The organism is Hylemonella sp. GW821-FHT12C09 (genome assembly GCF_058807395.1).
Window position 1 is genome coordinate 58,508 of sequence record NZ_JBXAQQ010000002.1, and the last position, 14,240, is coordinate 72,747.

The 14,240-nt window shown below is 65.8% G+C and carries 13 protein-coding genes; 5 read left to right on the forward strand and 8 right to left on the reverse strand.

Translation table 11 applies throughout. The features are described 5' to 3' along the window. Positions 1–2: 2 nt before the first annotated feature. Genes AC1RRP_RS04180 through arsB form a run of 4 tightly spaced genes read left to right on the forward strand, consistent with a single transcriptional unit; the run spans position 3 to position 3,250 of the window. Positions 3–353, forward strand: coding sequence for an ArsR/SmtB family transcription factor (locus AC1RRP_RS04180; protein ID WP_493033560.1), 351 nt, complete (start codon positions 3–5; stop codon positions 351–353). Next, positions 350–1,672 (forward strand): hypothetical protein, encoded by a 1,323-nt coding sequence (locus AC1RRP_RS04185; RefSeq protein ID WP_493033561.1) that lies wholly within the window; start codon positions 350–352, stop codon positions 1,670–1,672. The genes AC1RRP_RS04180 and AC1RRP_RS04185 overlap by 4 nt, the downstream gene beginning before the upstream one ends. Then, entirely contained in the window at positions 1,669–2,172 is a 504-nt protein-coding gene (locus AC1RRP_RS04190) for an arsenate reductase ArsC (RefSeq protein ID WP_493033562.1), read from the forward strand. Before AC1RRP_RS04185 ends, AC1RRP_RS04190 begins: the two co-directional genes overlap by 4 nt. A gap of 1 nt (position 2,173) precedes the next feature. Next, a complete protein-coding gene (arsB, locus tag AC1RRP_RS04195) occupies positions 2,174–3,250 on the forward strand; it encodes an ACR3 family arsenite efflux transporter (RefSeq protein WP_493033563.1) in 1,077 nt (358 codons plus the stop codon). Positions 3,251–3,253: 3 nt separating this feature from the next. Here arsB and glmM read toward each other — a convergent pair whose 3' ends face one another. The 4 genes from glmM to AC1RRP_RS04215 form a co-directional block, all read right to left on the reverse strand. Continuing rightward, positions 3,254–4,585: a phosphoglucosamine mutase gene (glmM, locus tag AC1RRP_RS04200; RefSeq protein ID WP_493033564.1), complete on the reverse strand. Its 1,332-nt coding sequence runs from the start codon at positions 4,583–4,585 to the stop codon at positions 3,254–3,256. Positions 4,586–4,625: 40 nt separating this feature from the next. After that, a complete protein-coding gene (folP, locus tag AC1RRP_RS04205; RefSeq protein WP_493033566.1) occupies positions 4,626–5,489 on the reverse strand; it encodes a dihydropteroate synthase in 864 nt (287 codons plus the stop codon). A gap of 60 nt (positions 5,490–5,549) precedes the next feature. Further along, complete coding sequence (gene ftsH / locus AC1RRP_RS04210; protein ID WP_493033567.1) at positions 5,550–7,466, reverse strand: ATP-dependent zinc metalloprotease FtsH; 1,917 nt, start codon at positions 7,464–7,466, stop codon at positions 5,550–5,552. A 165-nt stretch (positions 7,467–7,631) separates the two neighbouring features. Beyond that, the gene (locus tag AC1RRP_RS04215; RefSeq protein WP_493033568.1) at positions 7,632–8,300 is read right to left on the reverse strand and encodes an RlmE family RNA methyltransferase; all 669 of its coding nucleotides are present in this window, start codon (positions 8,298–8,300) and stop codon (positions 7,632–7,634) included. A gap of 57 nt (positions 8,301–8,357) precedes the next feature. On the opposite strand from AC1RRP_RS04215, the gene AC1RRP_RS04220 reads away from it, so the two are divergent. Beyond that, on the forward strand, positions 8,358–8,831 hold the full coding sequence (locus AC1RRP_RS04220; RefSeq protein WP_493033569.1) for a YhbY family RNA-binding protein: 474 nt from the start codon (positions 8,358–8,360) through the stop codon (positions 8,829–8,831). A 9-nt stretch (positions 8,832–8,840) separates the two neighbouring features. Here the strand turns inward: AC1RRP_RS04220 and AC1RRP_RS04225 are convergent, their stop codons facing one another. The 4 genes from AC1RRP_RS04225 to carA all read right to left on the reverse strand — a co-directional run bounded on the left by AC1RRP_RS04225 (position 8,841) and on the right by carA (position 14,239). Next, positions 8,841–9,278, reverse strand: coding sequence for a DUF4149 domain-containing protein (locus tag AC1RRP_RS04225; RefSeq protein WP_493033571.1), 438 nt, complete (start codon positions 9,276–9,278; stop codon positions 8,841–8,843). Next, the gene (greA, locus tag AC1RRP_RS04230; RefSeq protein WP_493033573.1) at positions 9,275–9,751 is read right to left on the reverse strand and encodes a transcription elongation factor GreA; all 477 of its coding nucleotides are present in this window, start codon (positions 9,749–9,751) and stop codon (positions 9,275–9,277) included. Before greA ends, AC1RRP_RS04225 begins: the two co-directional genes overlap by 4 nt. 81 nt (positions 9,752–9,832) lie before the next feature. Then, positions 9,833–13,075, reverse strand: coding sequence for a carbamoyl-phosphate synthase large subunit (gene carB, locus AC1RRP_RS04235; RefSeq protein ID WP_493033575.1), 3,243 nt, complete (start codon positions 13,073–13,075; stop codon positions 9,833–9,835). After that, on the reverse strand, positions 13,076–14,239 hold the full coding sequence (gene carA / locus AC1RRP_RS04240) for a glutamine-hydrolyzing carbamoyl-phosphate synthase small subunit (RefSeq protein ID WP_493033577.1): 1,164 nt from the start codon (positions 14,237–14,239) through the stop codon (positions 13,076–13,078). Between the last annotated feature and the right edge of the window lies 1 nt (position 14,240).

Sequence of the window (14,240 nt, forward strand, 5' to 3'; positions counted from 1 at the left end):
ATATGAAAAAACCCAAGACCACCGAAACCGAGGCCCTGCGCTCCCTGGCGGCACTGGCCCAGGCCCAGCGCCTGCGCGCCTTCCGCGCGCTGGTGGTGGCGGGTCCGGCCGGGCTCACGCCCGGCTTGCTGGCGGTGCAGCTGGACATCAGCCCCAGCGCCCTGTCCTTTCACCTCAAGGAGCTGGTGCATGCCGGGCTCGCGAGCAGCGAACCCGATGGCCGGCACCTCGTGTACCGCGCCAACTTCGCGCAGATGGATGCCCTGCTGGCATACCTGACCCGGCACTGTTGCCAGGGCGCCAGTTGTGAAATCACGCCGACGGGCCGCAAGGCCTGCGCACCTGCCGCATGAAGCTCGCAGACACCCTGAACCTCGCGTGCGCCTGCCGCACGCTGGACGCGCAGCAGCTGCGCACAGAGCTGGAGACCACCCCGGCCCTGGGCGGCCTGGTCGATCAGCTCGCGCTGAGCCATCCCCACCTGTTCGCAGCGACCGTTGTCTTTCTGGATCCGAAGACACGCGACGAGATCGAGCAGGCCGTCGCCGCGCTCGATCGCGTCTGCGCCCTGCCCGCCTGGCAGGACCACGCCCTCGCGGGCGCCGATGCCCAGACGCGCGAAGACCACGGGCCACAGGGCGTGTTCATGGGCTACGACTTCCATCTCAGCGCCGAGGGACCCCGGCTGATCGAGATCAACACGAATGCGGGGGGCGCCTTCCTCAACGCGGCGCTCGCGCGTGCGCACCGCGCCTGCTGCGGCGCCATGCCGGCTTTCATGGGCCCGAACGGCGCACTGGACCGGACCGAGGCCGTGATCGTGGACATGTTCCGCAGCGAATGGCAGGCCCAGCGCGGTGAGCGCCCCTGGCGCAATGTGCTGATCGTCGACGACGAGCCGCTGGCCCAGTACCTGGCGCCCGAATTCACCCTGGCGCGCAACCTCTTTGCCGCACAGGGCCTGCTGGCCGTGGTGGCCGATCCCCGTGAACTGCAGTGGCGCGACGGTGCGCTGTGGCACCCGGCCCTGCCCGCAGACCAGCCGGTGGATCTGGTCTACAACCGCCTCACGGACTTTGCGCTGGCCCAGCCCGAACACGCCGCCCTGCGCGCGGCCTGGGCCGCAGGCGCGGTTGTGCTCACCCCGCATCCGCGCGCCTATGCCCTGGCTGCCGACAAGCGCCGCCTGATCGACCTGTCCGACTCGGCCCGCCTCGAAGCGCTGGGCGCAACCGCGGCCGACCGCGCCCGGCTCGCACGCGTGGTACCGGCCACCGAGGCCGTCACGGCCGAAGGCGCCGAAGCGCTGTGGGCGCGCCGGCGCAGCCTGTTTTTCAAGCCTGCCACCGGCTTCGGCGCGCGCGCCGCCTACCGCGGCGACAAGCTCACACAGCGGGTGTGGCGCGAGATCGTCGCGGGCGACTACGTGGCCCAGGCCCTGGTGCCGCCCAGCGAGCGGCTGATCAGCGTCGACGGCCAGCCCCAGCGCCTCAAGCTGGACCTGCGCGCCTACGCCTACCGGGGCCAGGTTCAACTGCTGGCTGCGCGCACCTGGTCCGGCCAGACCACGAACTTCCGCACCGAGGGCGGCGGCTTCTCGCCCGTCGTGGTGCTGCCCGATTCCTTCCAACCTGACGGCCCCGCCGTTTCCCTCTCTCCTGACGCCGCATGAACTCATCTACCCTCAACGTCCTCTTTCTCTGCACGCACAACTCCGCGCGCAGCATCCTGGCCGAGGCCACACTCAACCACATCGGCGGCGGCCGCTTCAAGGCGTACTCCGCCGGCAGCAGCCCGCGCGAGAACCAGCAGCCCAACCCGCTGGGCCTCAAGGCCCTGCAAGCCGTTGGCATCGACACCTCCGGCCTGCGCAGCAAGAGCTGGGACGAGTTCGCTGGTGCGAACGCACCGCAGATGGATCTCATCATCACGGTCTGCGACAACGCGGCGGGCGAGGTGTGTCCCGTCTGGCCCGGCCACCCGGCCACGGCCCACTGGGGTTACGCCGACCCTTCCGAGGTGCAGGGCTCGGAAGAACAACGGCTGGAGGCCTTCCGCCAGACCTTGATGGCGATCCGCCGTCGCCTGGACCTGCTGGTCAACCTGCCGCCGGAGAAACTGGCGCAACAGCTGATCCAGACCACGGCCCGAGATCTGTCCGGGAGAGCTTGAGATGAGCGCGCAATGTGAAGTGACGGCCAGACAGGCCGCTGGCGCCCCCATGAGCGTGTTCGAGCGCTACCTCACGGTCTGGGTCTTCCTGTGCATCGTGGCTGGCATCGCGCTGGGCCAGCTGATGCCCGAACTGTTCCAGGCCATCGGCCGCATGGAACTGGCCCGGGTCAACCTGCCCGTGGGCGGGCTGATCTGGGTGATGATCATCCCCATGCTGGTCAAGGTGGACTTCGGTGCGCTGCACGAGGTAAGACTGCATGTGAAGGGCATCGGTGTCACGCTGTTCGTGAACTGGCTGGTCAAGCCCTTTTCCATGGCCTTGCTGGGCTGGTTCTTCATCCGGTATCTGTTCGCGCCGCTGCTGCCGGCCGGGCAGATCGACAGCTACATCGCCGGCCTGATCCTGCTGGCCGCTGCGCCCTGCACGGCCATGGTCTTCGTCTGGAGCCGCCTGACCGGTGGCAACGCGCTGTTCACGCTGACGCAGGTGGCCGTGAACGACAGCATCATGGTCTTCGCCTTCGCACCGCTGGTGGCCCTGCTGCTGGGCCTGTCGGCCATCACGGTGCCCTGGGACACGCTGCTGACCTCGGTGGTGCTCTACATCGTGATCCCGGTGATCCTCGCGCAACTCCTGCGCAGGCAATTGCTGGCGCGGGGACAGGCCGCCTTCGATTCAGCCATGCTCAGGATCGGCCCCTGGTCCATCGCGGCCCTGCTGGCCACGCTGGTGCTGCTCTTCGCCTTCCAGGGCGAGGCCATCCTCAAGCAGCCCCTGGTGATCGCCCTGCTCGCCGTGCCCATCCTGATCCAGGTCTTTTTCAACGCGGGCCTGGCCTACTGGCTCAACCGCGCGGTGGGTGAAAAGCACGAGATCGCCTGCCCCTCGGCGCTGATCGGGGCCTCCAACTTCTTCGAGTTGGCCGTGGCTGCCGCGATCAGCCTGTTCGGCTTCAACTCCGGGGCTGCATTGGCCACCGTGGTCGGCGTGCTGATCGAGGTGCCGGTGATGCTGCTGGTGGTGCGCATCGTGAACCAGTCCAAGGGCTGGTACGAGCGCGGCGCAGCCGCCTGAATCTCAGGCGCGCAGGGTCGCGGCCAGGCGCTCGGCGCAGCCCTGGGCCTGGGCCGCATCACGCGCCTCCACCATGACGCGCACCAGCGGCTCGGTACCGCTGGCGCGGATCAACACCCGGCCGCTGTCGCCGAGTTCAGCTTCCACGGTTTTCGTCTCCGAAGCCAGTCGCGTGTTGGTCTTCCAGTCCTGGCCGGGCTGCAGGCGCACATTGATCAGGGTCTGCGGGAACAGCGTGACGCTGGCCAGCAACTGGGCCATGCCCTGCCCGCTGCGCACGCAGGTCTGCAGCACCTGCAGGGCCGAGACCAGGCCGTCGCCGGTGGTCTGCTTGTCCAGCGCCAGCAGATGGCCCGAGCCCTCGCCGCCCAGCAGCCACTTGTGCCTGTTCAGTTCTTCGAGCACGTAGCGGTCTCCGACCTTGGCGCGCACGAACTGCACGCCACGTTTCTTCAGCGCCACTTCGACGGCCATATTGGTCATGAGCGTGCCCACGACACCGGGCACGTGCTCATCGCGGCCCAGCCGGTCGTCCACCATCAGGTAAAGCAGTTCGTCACCGTTGTACAGGCGACCGGTAGCGTCGACCATCATGAGGCGGTCGGCATCGCCATCGAGCGCCACGCCGTAGTCGGCTTGATGGGCCTTGACCGCGGCCACCAGGGCTTGCGTGTGGGTGGCCCCGACCTCATGGTTGATGTTCAGGCCATCGGGCGCACAACCGATGGCGATCACTTCGGCACCCAGCTCGTGAAAGACCTTGGGGGCGATCTGGTAGGCCGCACCATGTGCAGCATCCACGACGATCTTCAGGCCCTTGAGCGTGAGGTCCGTCGAGAAGGTGCTCTTGCAGAATTCGATGTAACGACCGGCCGCATCGTCAAGCCGGCGCGCACGCCCCAGGCTGGCCGAGTCCACCCAGACGGGCGGCTCGTCCACCGCCGCTTCCACCGCCAGTTCCCACGCGTCAGGCAGCTTGCTGCCCTGGGCGCTGAAGAACTTGATGCCGTTGTCCGGATAGGCGTTGTGGCTGGCGCTGATGACCACGCCCAGCGAAGCGCGCTGCGCGCGCGTGAGATAGGCCACACCCGGCGTGGGCAGAGGCCCCAGCAGCACCACATCGACGCCGGCGGAGTTGAAGCCGGATTCGAGCGCGCTCTCCAGCATGTAGCCGGAAATGCGCGTGTCCTTGCCGATCAAGACCACCGGACGCTCTTCCGTGCGCTTGAGCACACGGCCCACGGCATGCGCCAGACGCAACACGAAATCCGGAGTGATGGGGGCCTGCCCCACCGTGCCGCGGATGCCGTCGGTGCCGAAGTATTTCCTGCTCATGTTTTTATGCCCCTGCTCTGTCTTCGTTGTTCAATGCTATTCATTTTATAGCTGCCAGCACCTTCAGCGCCTGCACGGTTTCCCGCACGTCGTGCACGCGCACGATGGCCGCGCCGCGCTCCACCGCCAGCAGCGCGGCCGCCACGCTGGGCGCCATGCGTTCGTGCTGGCCGGTGGGCACCGTGCTGCCCGGCGGCGGGCTGGCCACCGCGCCCAGCGAGGACTTGCGCGACCAGCCGGCCAGCAGAGGATACCCCGCGGCCAGCAGCTCGCCCTGGCGTGCCAGCAGCGAGAAGTTCTGCGCCACCGTCTTGCCGAAACCGATGCCGGGGTCTAGCACGATGCGCTCCCGGGCCACCCCGCGCGCCTGCAGGTCCTGCGCCGACTCGCCCAGGAAAGCCAGCACGGCAGGCAGCACGTCGCCCTCCATGGGGCTGAGCTGCATGGTGCGCGGTTCGCCGTGCATGTGCATCAGGCAGACCCCGCAGGACGGATGGCCGGCCACGACTTGGCGACCATCCAGCGGGTCGGCCGCGTCCTGCCAGCGCAGGGCCCAGATGTCGTTGACGATGTCGGCCCCCAGCGCCAGGCAAGCCTGCATGACACGCGGCTTGTAAGTATCGATGGACAGGGGCACGCCGAGTTTCAAGGCCTCGCGCAGCACGGGCAGCACGCGAGACAGCTCCTGCGCCAGTGGCAGCTGCACGGCGCCCGGACGCGTGGACTCGCCGCCCAGGTCGAGAATGTCAGCTCCGTCCTTGAGCAGCTGCTCGCAGTGGACCAGCGCGGCACGGGTGTCGGCATGGCTGCCGCCATCCGAGAAGGAGTCGGGCGTGATGTTGACGATGCCCATGACCTGCGGCCTGGACAGGTCGATGGCGTAACGGGTGGTCTGCCAGATCATGTCAATGAGTGGGTGCCAAACAAAACGGGGCGCTGGGCCCCGTTTGTGATGCTCGCCGGATCAGGCGGCGGAAGGTGAAGGATCGGTCTTCACCGCCGGTGTGCCGCCGGCATCACCGCCGCCGGAGTTCGGCGTGCGCGGCGTCCAATCTTTCGGCGGACGTGGCTCCTTGCCAGCCATGATGTCGTCGAGCTGTTCGCCGTCGATGGTTTCCCACTCCAGCAGGGCCTTGGCCATGGCGTGCATCTTGTCGGCGTTGTCCTCGATCAGCTTGCGCGCCTCGGCGTACTGCTGGTCGATGATGCGTCGCACTTCGGCGTCGACCTTCTGCATGGTCTGCTCGCTGATGCTGGTGGTCTTGGTCACGGAACGGCCCAGGAAGACCTCGCCCTCGTTCTCGGCGTAGACCATGGGACCCAGGGCATCGGTCATGCCATAGCGCATGACCATGTCGCGTGCGATGTGGGTGGCACGCTCGAAGTCGTTGGAGGCGCCGGTGGTCATCTGGTTCATGAACACTTCTTCGGCGATACGGCCGCCGAACAGCATGCTGATCTGGTTCAGCATGTAATCGCGGTCGTAGCTGTAGCGGTCTTTCTCGGGCAGGCTCATGGTCACGCCCAGGGCACGGCCGCGCGGAATGATGGTGACCTTGTGCACCGGATCGCACTTGGGCAGCATCTTGCCGATCAAGGCGTGGCCCGACTCATGGTAAGCCGTGTTGCGGCGCTCTTCCTCGGGCATGACCATGCTCTTGCGCTCGGGGCCCATGAGGATCTTGTCCTTAGCCTTCTCGAAGTCCTGCATCTCGACCACGCGTGCGTTGCGTCGCGCCGCCATCAGCGCCGCCTCGTTGCAGAGGTTGGCCAGATCGGCACCGGACATGCCGGGCGTGCCGCGGGCGATCACGGCCGGGGCGACGTCCTGGCCGATCGGGATCTTGCGCATGTGCACGTTGAGGATCTGCTCGCGGCCGCGGATGTCGGGCAGCGTGACGTAGACCTGGCGGTCGAAACGACCCGGGCGCAGCAAGGCGGCGTCCAGGATATCCGGGCGGTTGGTGGCAGCCACCACGATCACACCCAGGTTGGTTTCGAAACCGTCCATCTCGACCAGCATCTGGTTGAGGGTCTGCTCGCGTTCGTCGTTGCCACCGCCCAGGCCGGCGCCACGCTGGCGGCCGACGGCGTCGATTTCATCGATGAAGATGATGCACGGCGCGTTCTTCTTGGCGTTTTCGAACATGTCGCGCACGCGGGCTGCGCCCACGCCAACGAACATCTCGACGAAGTCGGAACCCGAGATGCTGAAGAACGGCACCTTGGCCTCGCCGGCAATGCCCTTGGCCAGCAGCGTCTTGCCGGTGCCCGGGGGGCCGACCAGCAGCAGGCCGCGCGGAATGCGGCCGCCCAGTTTCTGGAATTTCTGCGGGTCTTTCAGGAAGTCCACAACCTCCTTGACTTCTTCCTTGGCCTCATCGCAGCCCGCAACGTCGGCAAAGGTGACCTGGTTGTTGTTCTCGTCGAGCATGCGCGCCTTGCTCTTGCCGAAGCTGAAGGCACCACCCTTGCCGCCGCCCTGCATCTGGCGCATGAAGTAGATCCAGACGCCGATCAGCAGCAGCATGGGGCCCCAGCTGACCAGCAGGGTCATGAGCAGGGAGCCTTCTTCGCGCGGCTTGACGTCGAACTTGACGCCGTTGTTGATCAGGTCGCCGACCAGGCCCCGATCGAGATAGGTGGCGGTGGTGCGCACCTTGCGGTCGTCGGTGGTGGTGGCCAGGATTTCGGTGCCACCGGGGCCTTCCTGGATCAGCGCGCTCTTGATGCGGTTGCTGCGCACTTCCTCCAGGAAGTCGGAGTAACCCAGCGTGCCGGCCGCAGCGCCACTGCGGGTGTCGAACTGCTTGAACACCGTGAAGAGGACAAGCGCGATCACCAGCCAGACGGCCACTTTAGAAAACCACTGATTATTCAAGTGCAGCTCCAGTAGGGATGCCAGGGAAAAACATAGCTTGTAGCCATTTTAGGCGTTTCAAGCCTGCGCCCGATTGATTTTGCCCGCTACAGCCATTGATCATGGAGGGGATTTGGGGGCGATTTCACGATTTACACGTCGCTCCCCTGCATCCCAGGGGGAAGCTCAACCCACCGCCACCGGCTTCAAGCCCACGCCCACCAGGAAAGTTTCAGACGAACGGTCGCGCGACGCCTTGGGTTTGATGGCTTTGACGGTCTGGAAATGGGCCCGGAAGTGCTGGATGATCTCTTCGTAACCCCGGCCGTGGAAGACCTTGGCCACCAGGGCACCCGAGGGCTTGAGATGGTGTTGACAGAAATCAATTGCCAGCTCGATCAGGTGCTCCATGCGGGCCGCATCGACCGATGACACCCCCGAGAGGTTGGGCGCCATGTCCGAGACCACCACATCGGCCTGGCGGCCCTGCAGCAGTTCTTCCAGCCGGGCCAGCACCTCGGCCTCGCCAAAGTCGCCCTGGATGTACTGCACACCCTCGATGGGCTCCATGGGCAGCAGGTCCAGGCCGATGATGCTGCCCTTGAGCTCCCCTACCGCCGCACCGCCGGGCGCCATGCGGCGACGCAGGTACTGGCTCCAGGCGCCGGGCGCGCAGCCCAGGTCCACCACCACCTGGCCGGGTTTGATCAGGCGCAGGGTTTCGTCGATTTCCTTGAGCTTGTAGGCTGCGCGCGCCCGATACCCCTCCTTCTGCGCCAGCTTGACGTAGGTATCGTTGACGTGGTCGTTGAGCCAGGCCTTGTTGACCTTTTTGCTCTTCGTATTGACTTTCATTTTGTCTTTCAAACAGCAACCGGCGCCAACCAGCTGCTTACAGAGGATAATAACGACATGCCAGCGATACAACTGACTCCTGCCGAACGCAAGGAATTCCGCGCCGAAGCCCACCATCTCGACCCCGTCGTGATGATCGGCAACGACGGCCTGACGGCCGCCGTCAAGAAGGAAACCGACTCCGCCCTCAAGGCCCACGGCCTGATCAAGGTACGGGTCTTTTCGGACGACCGCGCCGCACGCGAGACCATCTTCCAGACCCTGGCCGAGGAGCTCAACGCGGCGCCCATCCAGCACATCGGCAAGCTGCTGGTGCTCTGGCGCCCCAAGCCGGAGAAGGAACGCGTCGAGGACGAGGACCGCATGCCCGGCCCGCGCGACGTCAAGGTCCTCAAGTTCAGCAAACGCGGCGGTCAGCGACCCGAGGTCCAGGTGCTGCGCGTGCTGGGCAACCAGCGCCTGACGCCCGGCGGCAAGGTCAAGCGGGCCAAGCCCAAGCAGACCAGCGTCAAGAAACGCAGCCAGACCTGAGGTCTGTCCTCAGGCCCTGCGGCCCAGCCGCCAGAAGGTGACGGCGGCAAACGCCCACTGCAGGAAATACATCGCACTGCCAACCCGGTGCCACAGCGCCAGGTTTTCCCGCGCCACGATGCGCGGCGCCACGGCGAACTCCGCCAGCAGGGCCAGCAGCAGGCCCCCCACGACGAACAGCCGGGCGGCATGCAGGGGACGGGGGCCCGCCTCCCCCTCCTGCGGACGGGAGGCCAGCAAGAGCAGCAAGGTACAAGCCACGGAGACCCAGGTCTGCGCCGTGAAGAACCTGGCCGCCAGCGTACCGGCCATGGTGCCGGGCAAATTTGCGAACAGCAGCGGCACCACCAGGAAACCGATGGTCGTCAGGCTGCCCCACCAGAGGGCGGCCGCCCAGCGCGGCAAGGCCTGAACGAAACGGGACAGGGCAGCAGGAACGATATTCACCGGTAGCTGACGCCCACGATCTCGTAGCGCTTGATGCCACCCGGCGCCTGCACCTCGGCCGTGTCGCCCTCCTCCTTGCCGATCAGGGCGCGGGCGATGGGGCTGCCCACGTTGATCAGGCCCAGCTTGAGATCGGCCTCGTCCTCACCCACGATCTGATAGGTCACCGCGTCGCCGGTGGACTCATCCTCCAGTTCGACCGTGGCACCGAACACCACCTTGCCACCCGCGTCGATGGAGGTCGGGTCGATGACCTGGGAGGCCGAGAGCTTGCTCTCGATTTCCTGGATGCGGCCTTCGATGAAACCCTGGCGGTCCTTGGCGGCGTCGTATTCGGCGTTTTCGCTCAGGTCGCCCTGGGCGCGCGCTTCGGCAATGGCATTGATCACCCCAGGGCGATCCACCGTCTTGAGACGGTGCAATTCGGCCTTGAGCTTTTCGGCGCCGCGGGTCGTGATCGGAATGGTGGCCATGTCTCTGTGGTTCTTAAAGGGTAAAAAGTAAAGGGGGCAGACCAGCGCATAACGCGGGCCTGCCCCAGAGGGTTCGGAAGATTATGCCAGTTGGGCGTGCAGCTCCTGCACCGAATACACGTCCAGATTGTCCATGTACTTCATGCCCTCGACGGCCGCTTCGGCGCCGGCGATGGTAGTGAAGGTGGTCACCCGGGCCAGCAGGGCCGAGGTGCGGATGTAGCGCGAATCGGCAATGGCGTTGCGTCGCTCCTCCACCGTGTTGATGACCAGGGCGATGTCGCCGTTCTTGATCATGTCCACGATGTTGGGGCGGCCCTCGGTCACCTTGTTGACGACCTCGCAAACCAGGCCGGCGGCCTCGATGGCCGCCGCCGTGCCCTTGGTCGCCACGATGGTGAACCCCAGGGCGATCAGGCCACGGGCCACGGCCACGGCGCGCGGCTTGTCGCTCTGCTTGACCGACAGGAAGACCCGTCCGGACTTGGGCAGGCGCGTGCCGGCACCGAGCTGCGACTTGACAAAAGCCTCGCCGAAGGTCTTGCCCACGCCCATCACCTCGCCCGTGGACTTCATCTCGGGGCCGAGAATGGTGTCCACGCCGGGGAACTTGACGAAGGGGAACACGGCCTCCTTCACGCTGAAGTAAGGCGGCGTCACTTCCTTGGTGATGCCCTGCGAGGCCAGGGTCTGGCCGGCCATGCAGCGGGCGGCCACCTTGGCCAGCTGGATGCCCGTGGCCTTGGAGACGTAAGGTACCGTGCGCGAGGCACGCGGGTTCACTTCGAGCACGAAGATCACGTCCTGGCCGTCCTGTTTCTGGATGGCGAACTGCACGTTCATCAGGCCGACCACGTTCAGGGCCCCGGCCATGGCAGCGGACTGGCGCTTGAGCTCGTCCACCGTGGCCTGGGACAGGGAATACGGCGGCAACGAGCAGGCGGAGTCCCCGCTGTGCACTCCGGCCTGCTCGATGTGTTCCATCACGCCACCGATAAAGGTCTTGCCTTCCGGGTCACGCAGGCAATCCACGTCGCATTCGATGGCGTCGTTCAGGAAGCGGTCCAGCAGCACGGGGCTGTCGTTGCTGACTTTGACGGCTTCGCGCATATAACGCTCCAGGTCGCGCTGCTCATGCACGATTTCCATGGCGCGACCACCCAGAACGTAGCTCGGACGGACCACCAGCGGGTAACCCAGGGTGGCGGCCTTCTCCAGCGCCTCGGCTTCGGTGCGCGCCGTAGCATTGGGCGGCTGCTTGAGGTTCAGCGTGCGCAGCAGGGCCGAGAAACGCTCGCGGTCTTCGGCCGCGTCGATCATGTCCGGGCTGGTGCCGATGATCGGCACGCCTTCGGCCTCCAGGCCCAGGGCGAGCTTGAGCGGCGTCTGGCCGCCGTACTGCACGATCACACCGGTGGGCTTTTCCTTGTCCACGATCTCGAGCACGTCTTCCAGCGTCAGCGGCTCGAAGTAGAGGCGGTCCGAGGTGTCGTAGTCGGTGGACACGGTCTCGGGGTTGCAGTTGACCATGATGGTCTCGTAGCCGTCCTCGCGCATGGCGAGCGCGGCATGGACGCAGCAATAGTCGAACTCGATGCCCTGGCCGATGCGGTTCGGGCCGCCGCCGAGCACCATGATCTTCTTCTTGTTGGTCGGCTCGGCTTCGCACTCGTCCTCGTAGGTCGAGTACATGTAAGCGGTGTTGGTCGCGAACTCGGCGGCACAGGTGTCCACGCGTTTGTAAACGGGGCGCACGCCCAGCTTGCGACGCGTATCACGCAGCTGCTTCTCGGTGGTCTTGAGCAGCTTGGCCAGGCGACGGTCGGAGAAGCCCTTCTTCTTGAGCGTGCGCAGCGTAGTGACATCCAGCGCGGCCAGGGCCTTCTCGCCCTTCTCGGCGGCCAGCTTGTCCAGATCGAGTTCGATCTTGACGATCTCCTCGATCTGCACCAGGAACCACTTGTCGATCTTGGTCAGGTCATAGACCTCGTCCACCGACAAGCCCATGGCGAAGGCGTCGCCCACGTACCAGATGCGCTCGGGGCCGGGCTCGCCCAGCTCCTTCTCCAGCACCTCGCGGTCCTGTGTCTTCTCGTTCATGCCGTCCACGCCGACTTCCAGGCCGCGCAGGGCCTTCTGGAAGGATTCCTGGAAGGTGCGGCCCATCGCCATGACCTCGCCCACCGACTTCATCTGGGTCGTCAGGCGGCTGTCGGCCGTGGGGAATTTCTCGAAGGCGAAACGCGGGATCTTGGTCACCACGTAGTCGATGCTGGGCTCGAAGCTGGCGGGCGTGGCGCCGCCCGTGATCTCGTTGCGCAGTTCGTCCAGCGTATAACCCACGGCCAGCTTGGCCGCGACCTTGGCGATCGGGAAGCCCGTGGCCTTGGAGGCCAGCGCGGAAGAACGGCTCACGCGCGGGTTCATTTCGATCACGATCATGCGACCGTCTTTCGGGTTGACCGAGAACTGCACGTTGGAGCCGCCCGTGTCCACACCGATCTCGCGCAGCACCGCCAGCGAGGCGTTACGCATGATCTGGTATTCCTTGTCGGTCAGGGTCTGGGCCGGGGCCACGGTGATGGAGTCACCGGTGTGCACGCCCATCGGGTCCAGGTTCTCGATCGAGCAGACGATGATGCAGTTGTCGGCCTTGTCGCGCACGACTTCCATCTCGTACTCTTTCCAGCCCAGCAGCGACTCCTCAATGAGCAGCTCTTTGGTGGGCGAGGCCTCCAGGCCGCGCTTGCAGATGGTCTCGAACTCTTCCGGGTTGTAGGCGATGCCGCCACCCGTGCCGCCCAGCGTGAAGCTGGGACGGATGACGGTGGGGAAACCCACGGTCTTCTGCACGGCCCAGGCCTCTTCCATGCTGTGGGCGATGCCCGAGCGCGCCGAGCCCAGGCCGATCTTGGTCATGGCCTGCTTGAACTTCTGGCGGTCTTCGGCCTTGTCGATGGCCTCGGGCGTGGCGCCGATGAGCTCGACCTTGTACTTGTCGAGCACGCCGTGGTGCCACAGGTCCAGCGCGCAGTTCAGCGCGGTCTGGCCTCCCATGGTGGGCAGGATGGCGTCGGGCTTTTCCTTGGCGATGATCTTCTCGACCGTCTGCCAGGTGATGGGCTCGATGTAGGTGACGTCGGCCGTGGCCGGATCGGTCATGATCGTCGCAGGGTTGCTGTTGATCAGGATGACCTTGTAGCCCTCTTCGCGCAGGGCCTTGCAGGCCTGCACGCCGGAGTAGTCGAACTCGCAGGCCTGGCCGATGATGATCGGACCGGCGCCGATGATCAGGATGCTCTTGATGTCTGAACGCTTGGGCATTTACTTCTTCTCCATCAGCGCCGTGAAGCGGTCGAACAGGTAGGCGATATCGTGCGGGCCGGGCGAGGCTTCCGGGTGGCCCTGGAAGCAGAAAGCCGGCTTGTCGGTGCGGGCCAGGCCCTGCAGCGTGCCGTCGAACAGGCTGACGTGCGTGGCGCGCAGCTTGGCGGGCAGCGACTCCATCTCCACGGCGAAGCCGTGGTTCTGGCTGGTGATGCTCACACGGCCGTTGTCCAGGTCCTTGACCGGGTGATTGGCACCGTGGTGGCTGTTCTGCATCTTGAAGGTCCTGGCGCCCGAAGCCAGGGCCATGATCTGGTGGCCCAGGCAGATGCCGAAGGTGGGGATGCTGGCCTCGATGATCTCGCGCGCGGCGGCGATGGCGTAGTCACAGGGCTCCGGGTCACCCGGGCCGTTGGAGAGGAAGACACCGTCGGGTTTGAGCGCCAGCACGTCCTTGGCCGGCGTCCGGGCCGGTACCACCGTGAGCTTGCAACCCCGTTGGGCCAGCATGCGCAGGATGTTCTTCTTGACACCGTAGTCATAGGCCACGACATGGAAACGCGGGGCGGTCTGCTGGCCGTAGCCCGAGCCCAGGGTCCATTCGGTCTGGTCCCAGGTATAGGCCTTTGGAGTCGTCACGACCTGGGCCAGGTCCAGGCCCTTCATGCTGGGCGCGGCCTTGGCGGCGGCCAGGGCCTCGTCGATACGGGCCTGGCTCACGGCCTCACCGGCCTTGAGCGCCACGATGGCGCCGTTCTGCGCGCCCTTGCTGCGCAGCAGGCGCGTGAGCTTGCGGGTGTCGAGGTTGGCAATCGCCACCGTCTTCTCGCGCACCAGGTACTGCGAAAGCGTCTCGGTACTGCGGAAGTTGGACGCCAGCAGGGGCAGGTCCTTGATGATGAGGCCGGCGGCATGGACCTTGTCGGCTTCGATGTCCTCGCTGTTGATGCCGTAGTTGCCGATGTGCGGATACGTCAGTGTGACGATCTGCCGGCAGTAGCTCGGATCAGTGAGGATTTCCTGGTAGCCGGTGATGGCGGTGTTGAACACCACTTCGCCGACGGTGGTGCCGGTGGCACCGATGGAATTGCCGATAAAGACCGTGCCGTCTGCGAGCGCCAGGATGGCGTGAGGGGTGGTTCCCTGGAGAGACAAAAGCACT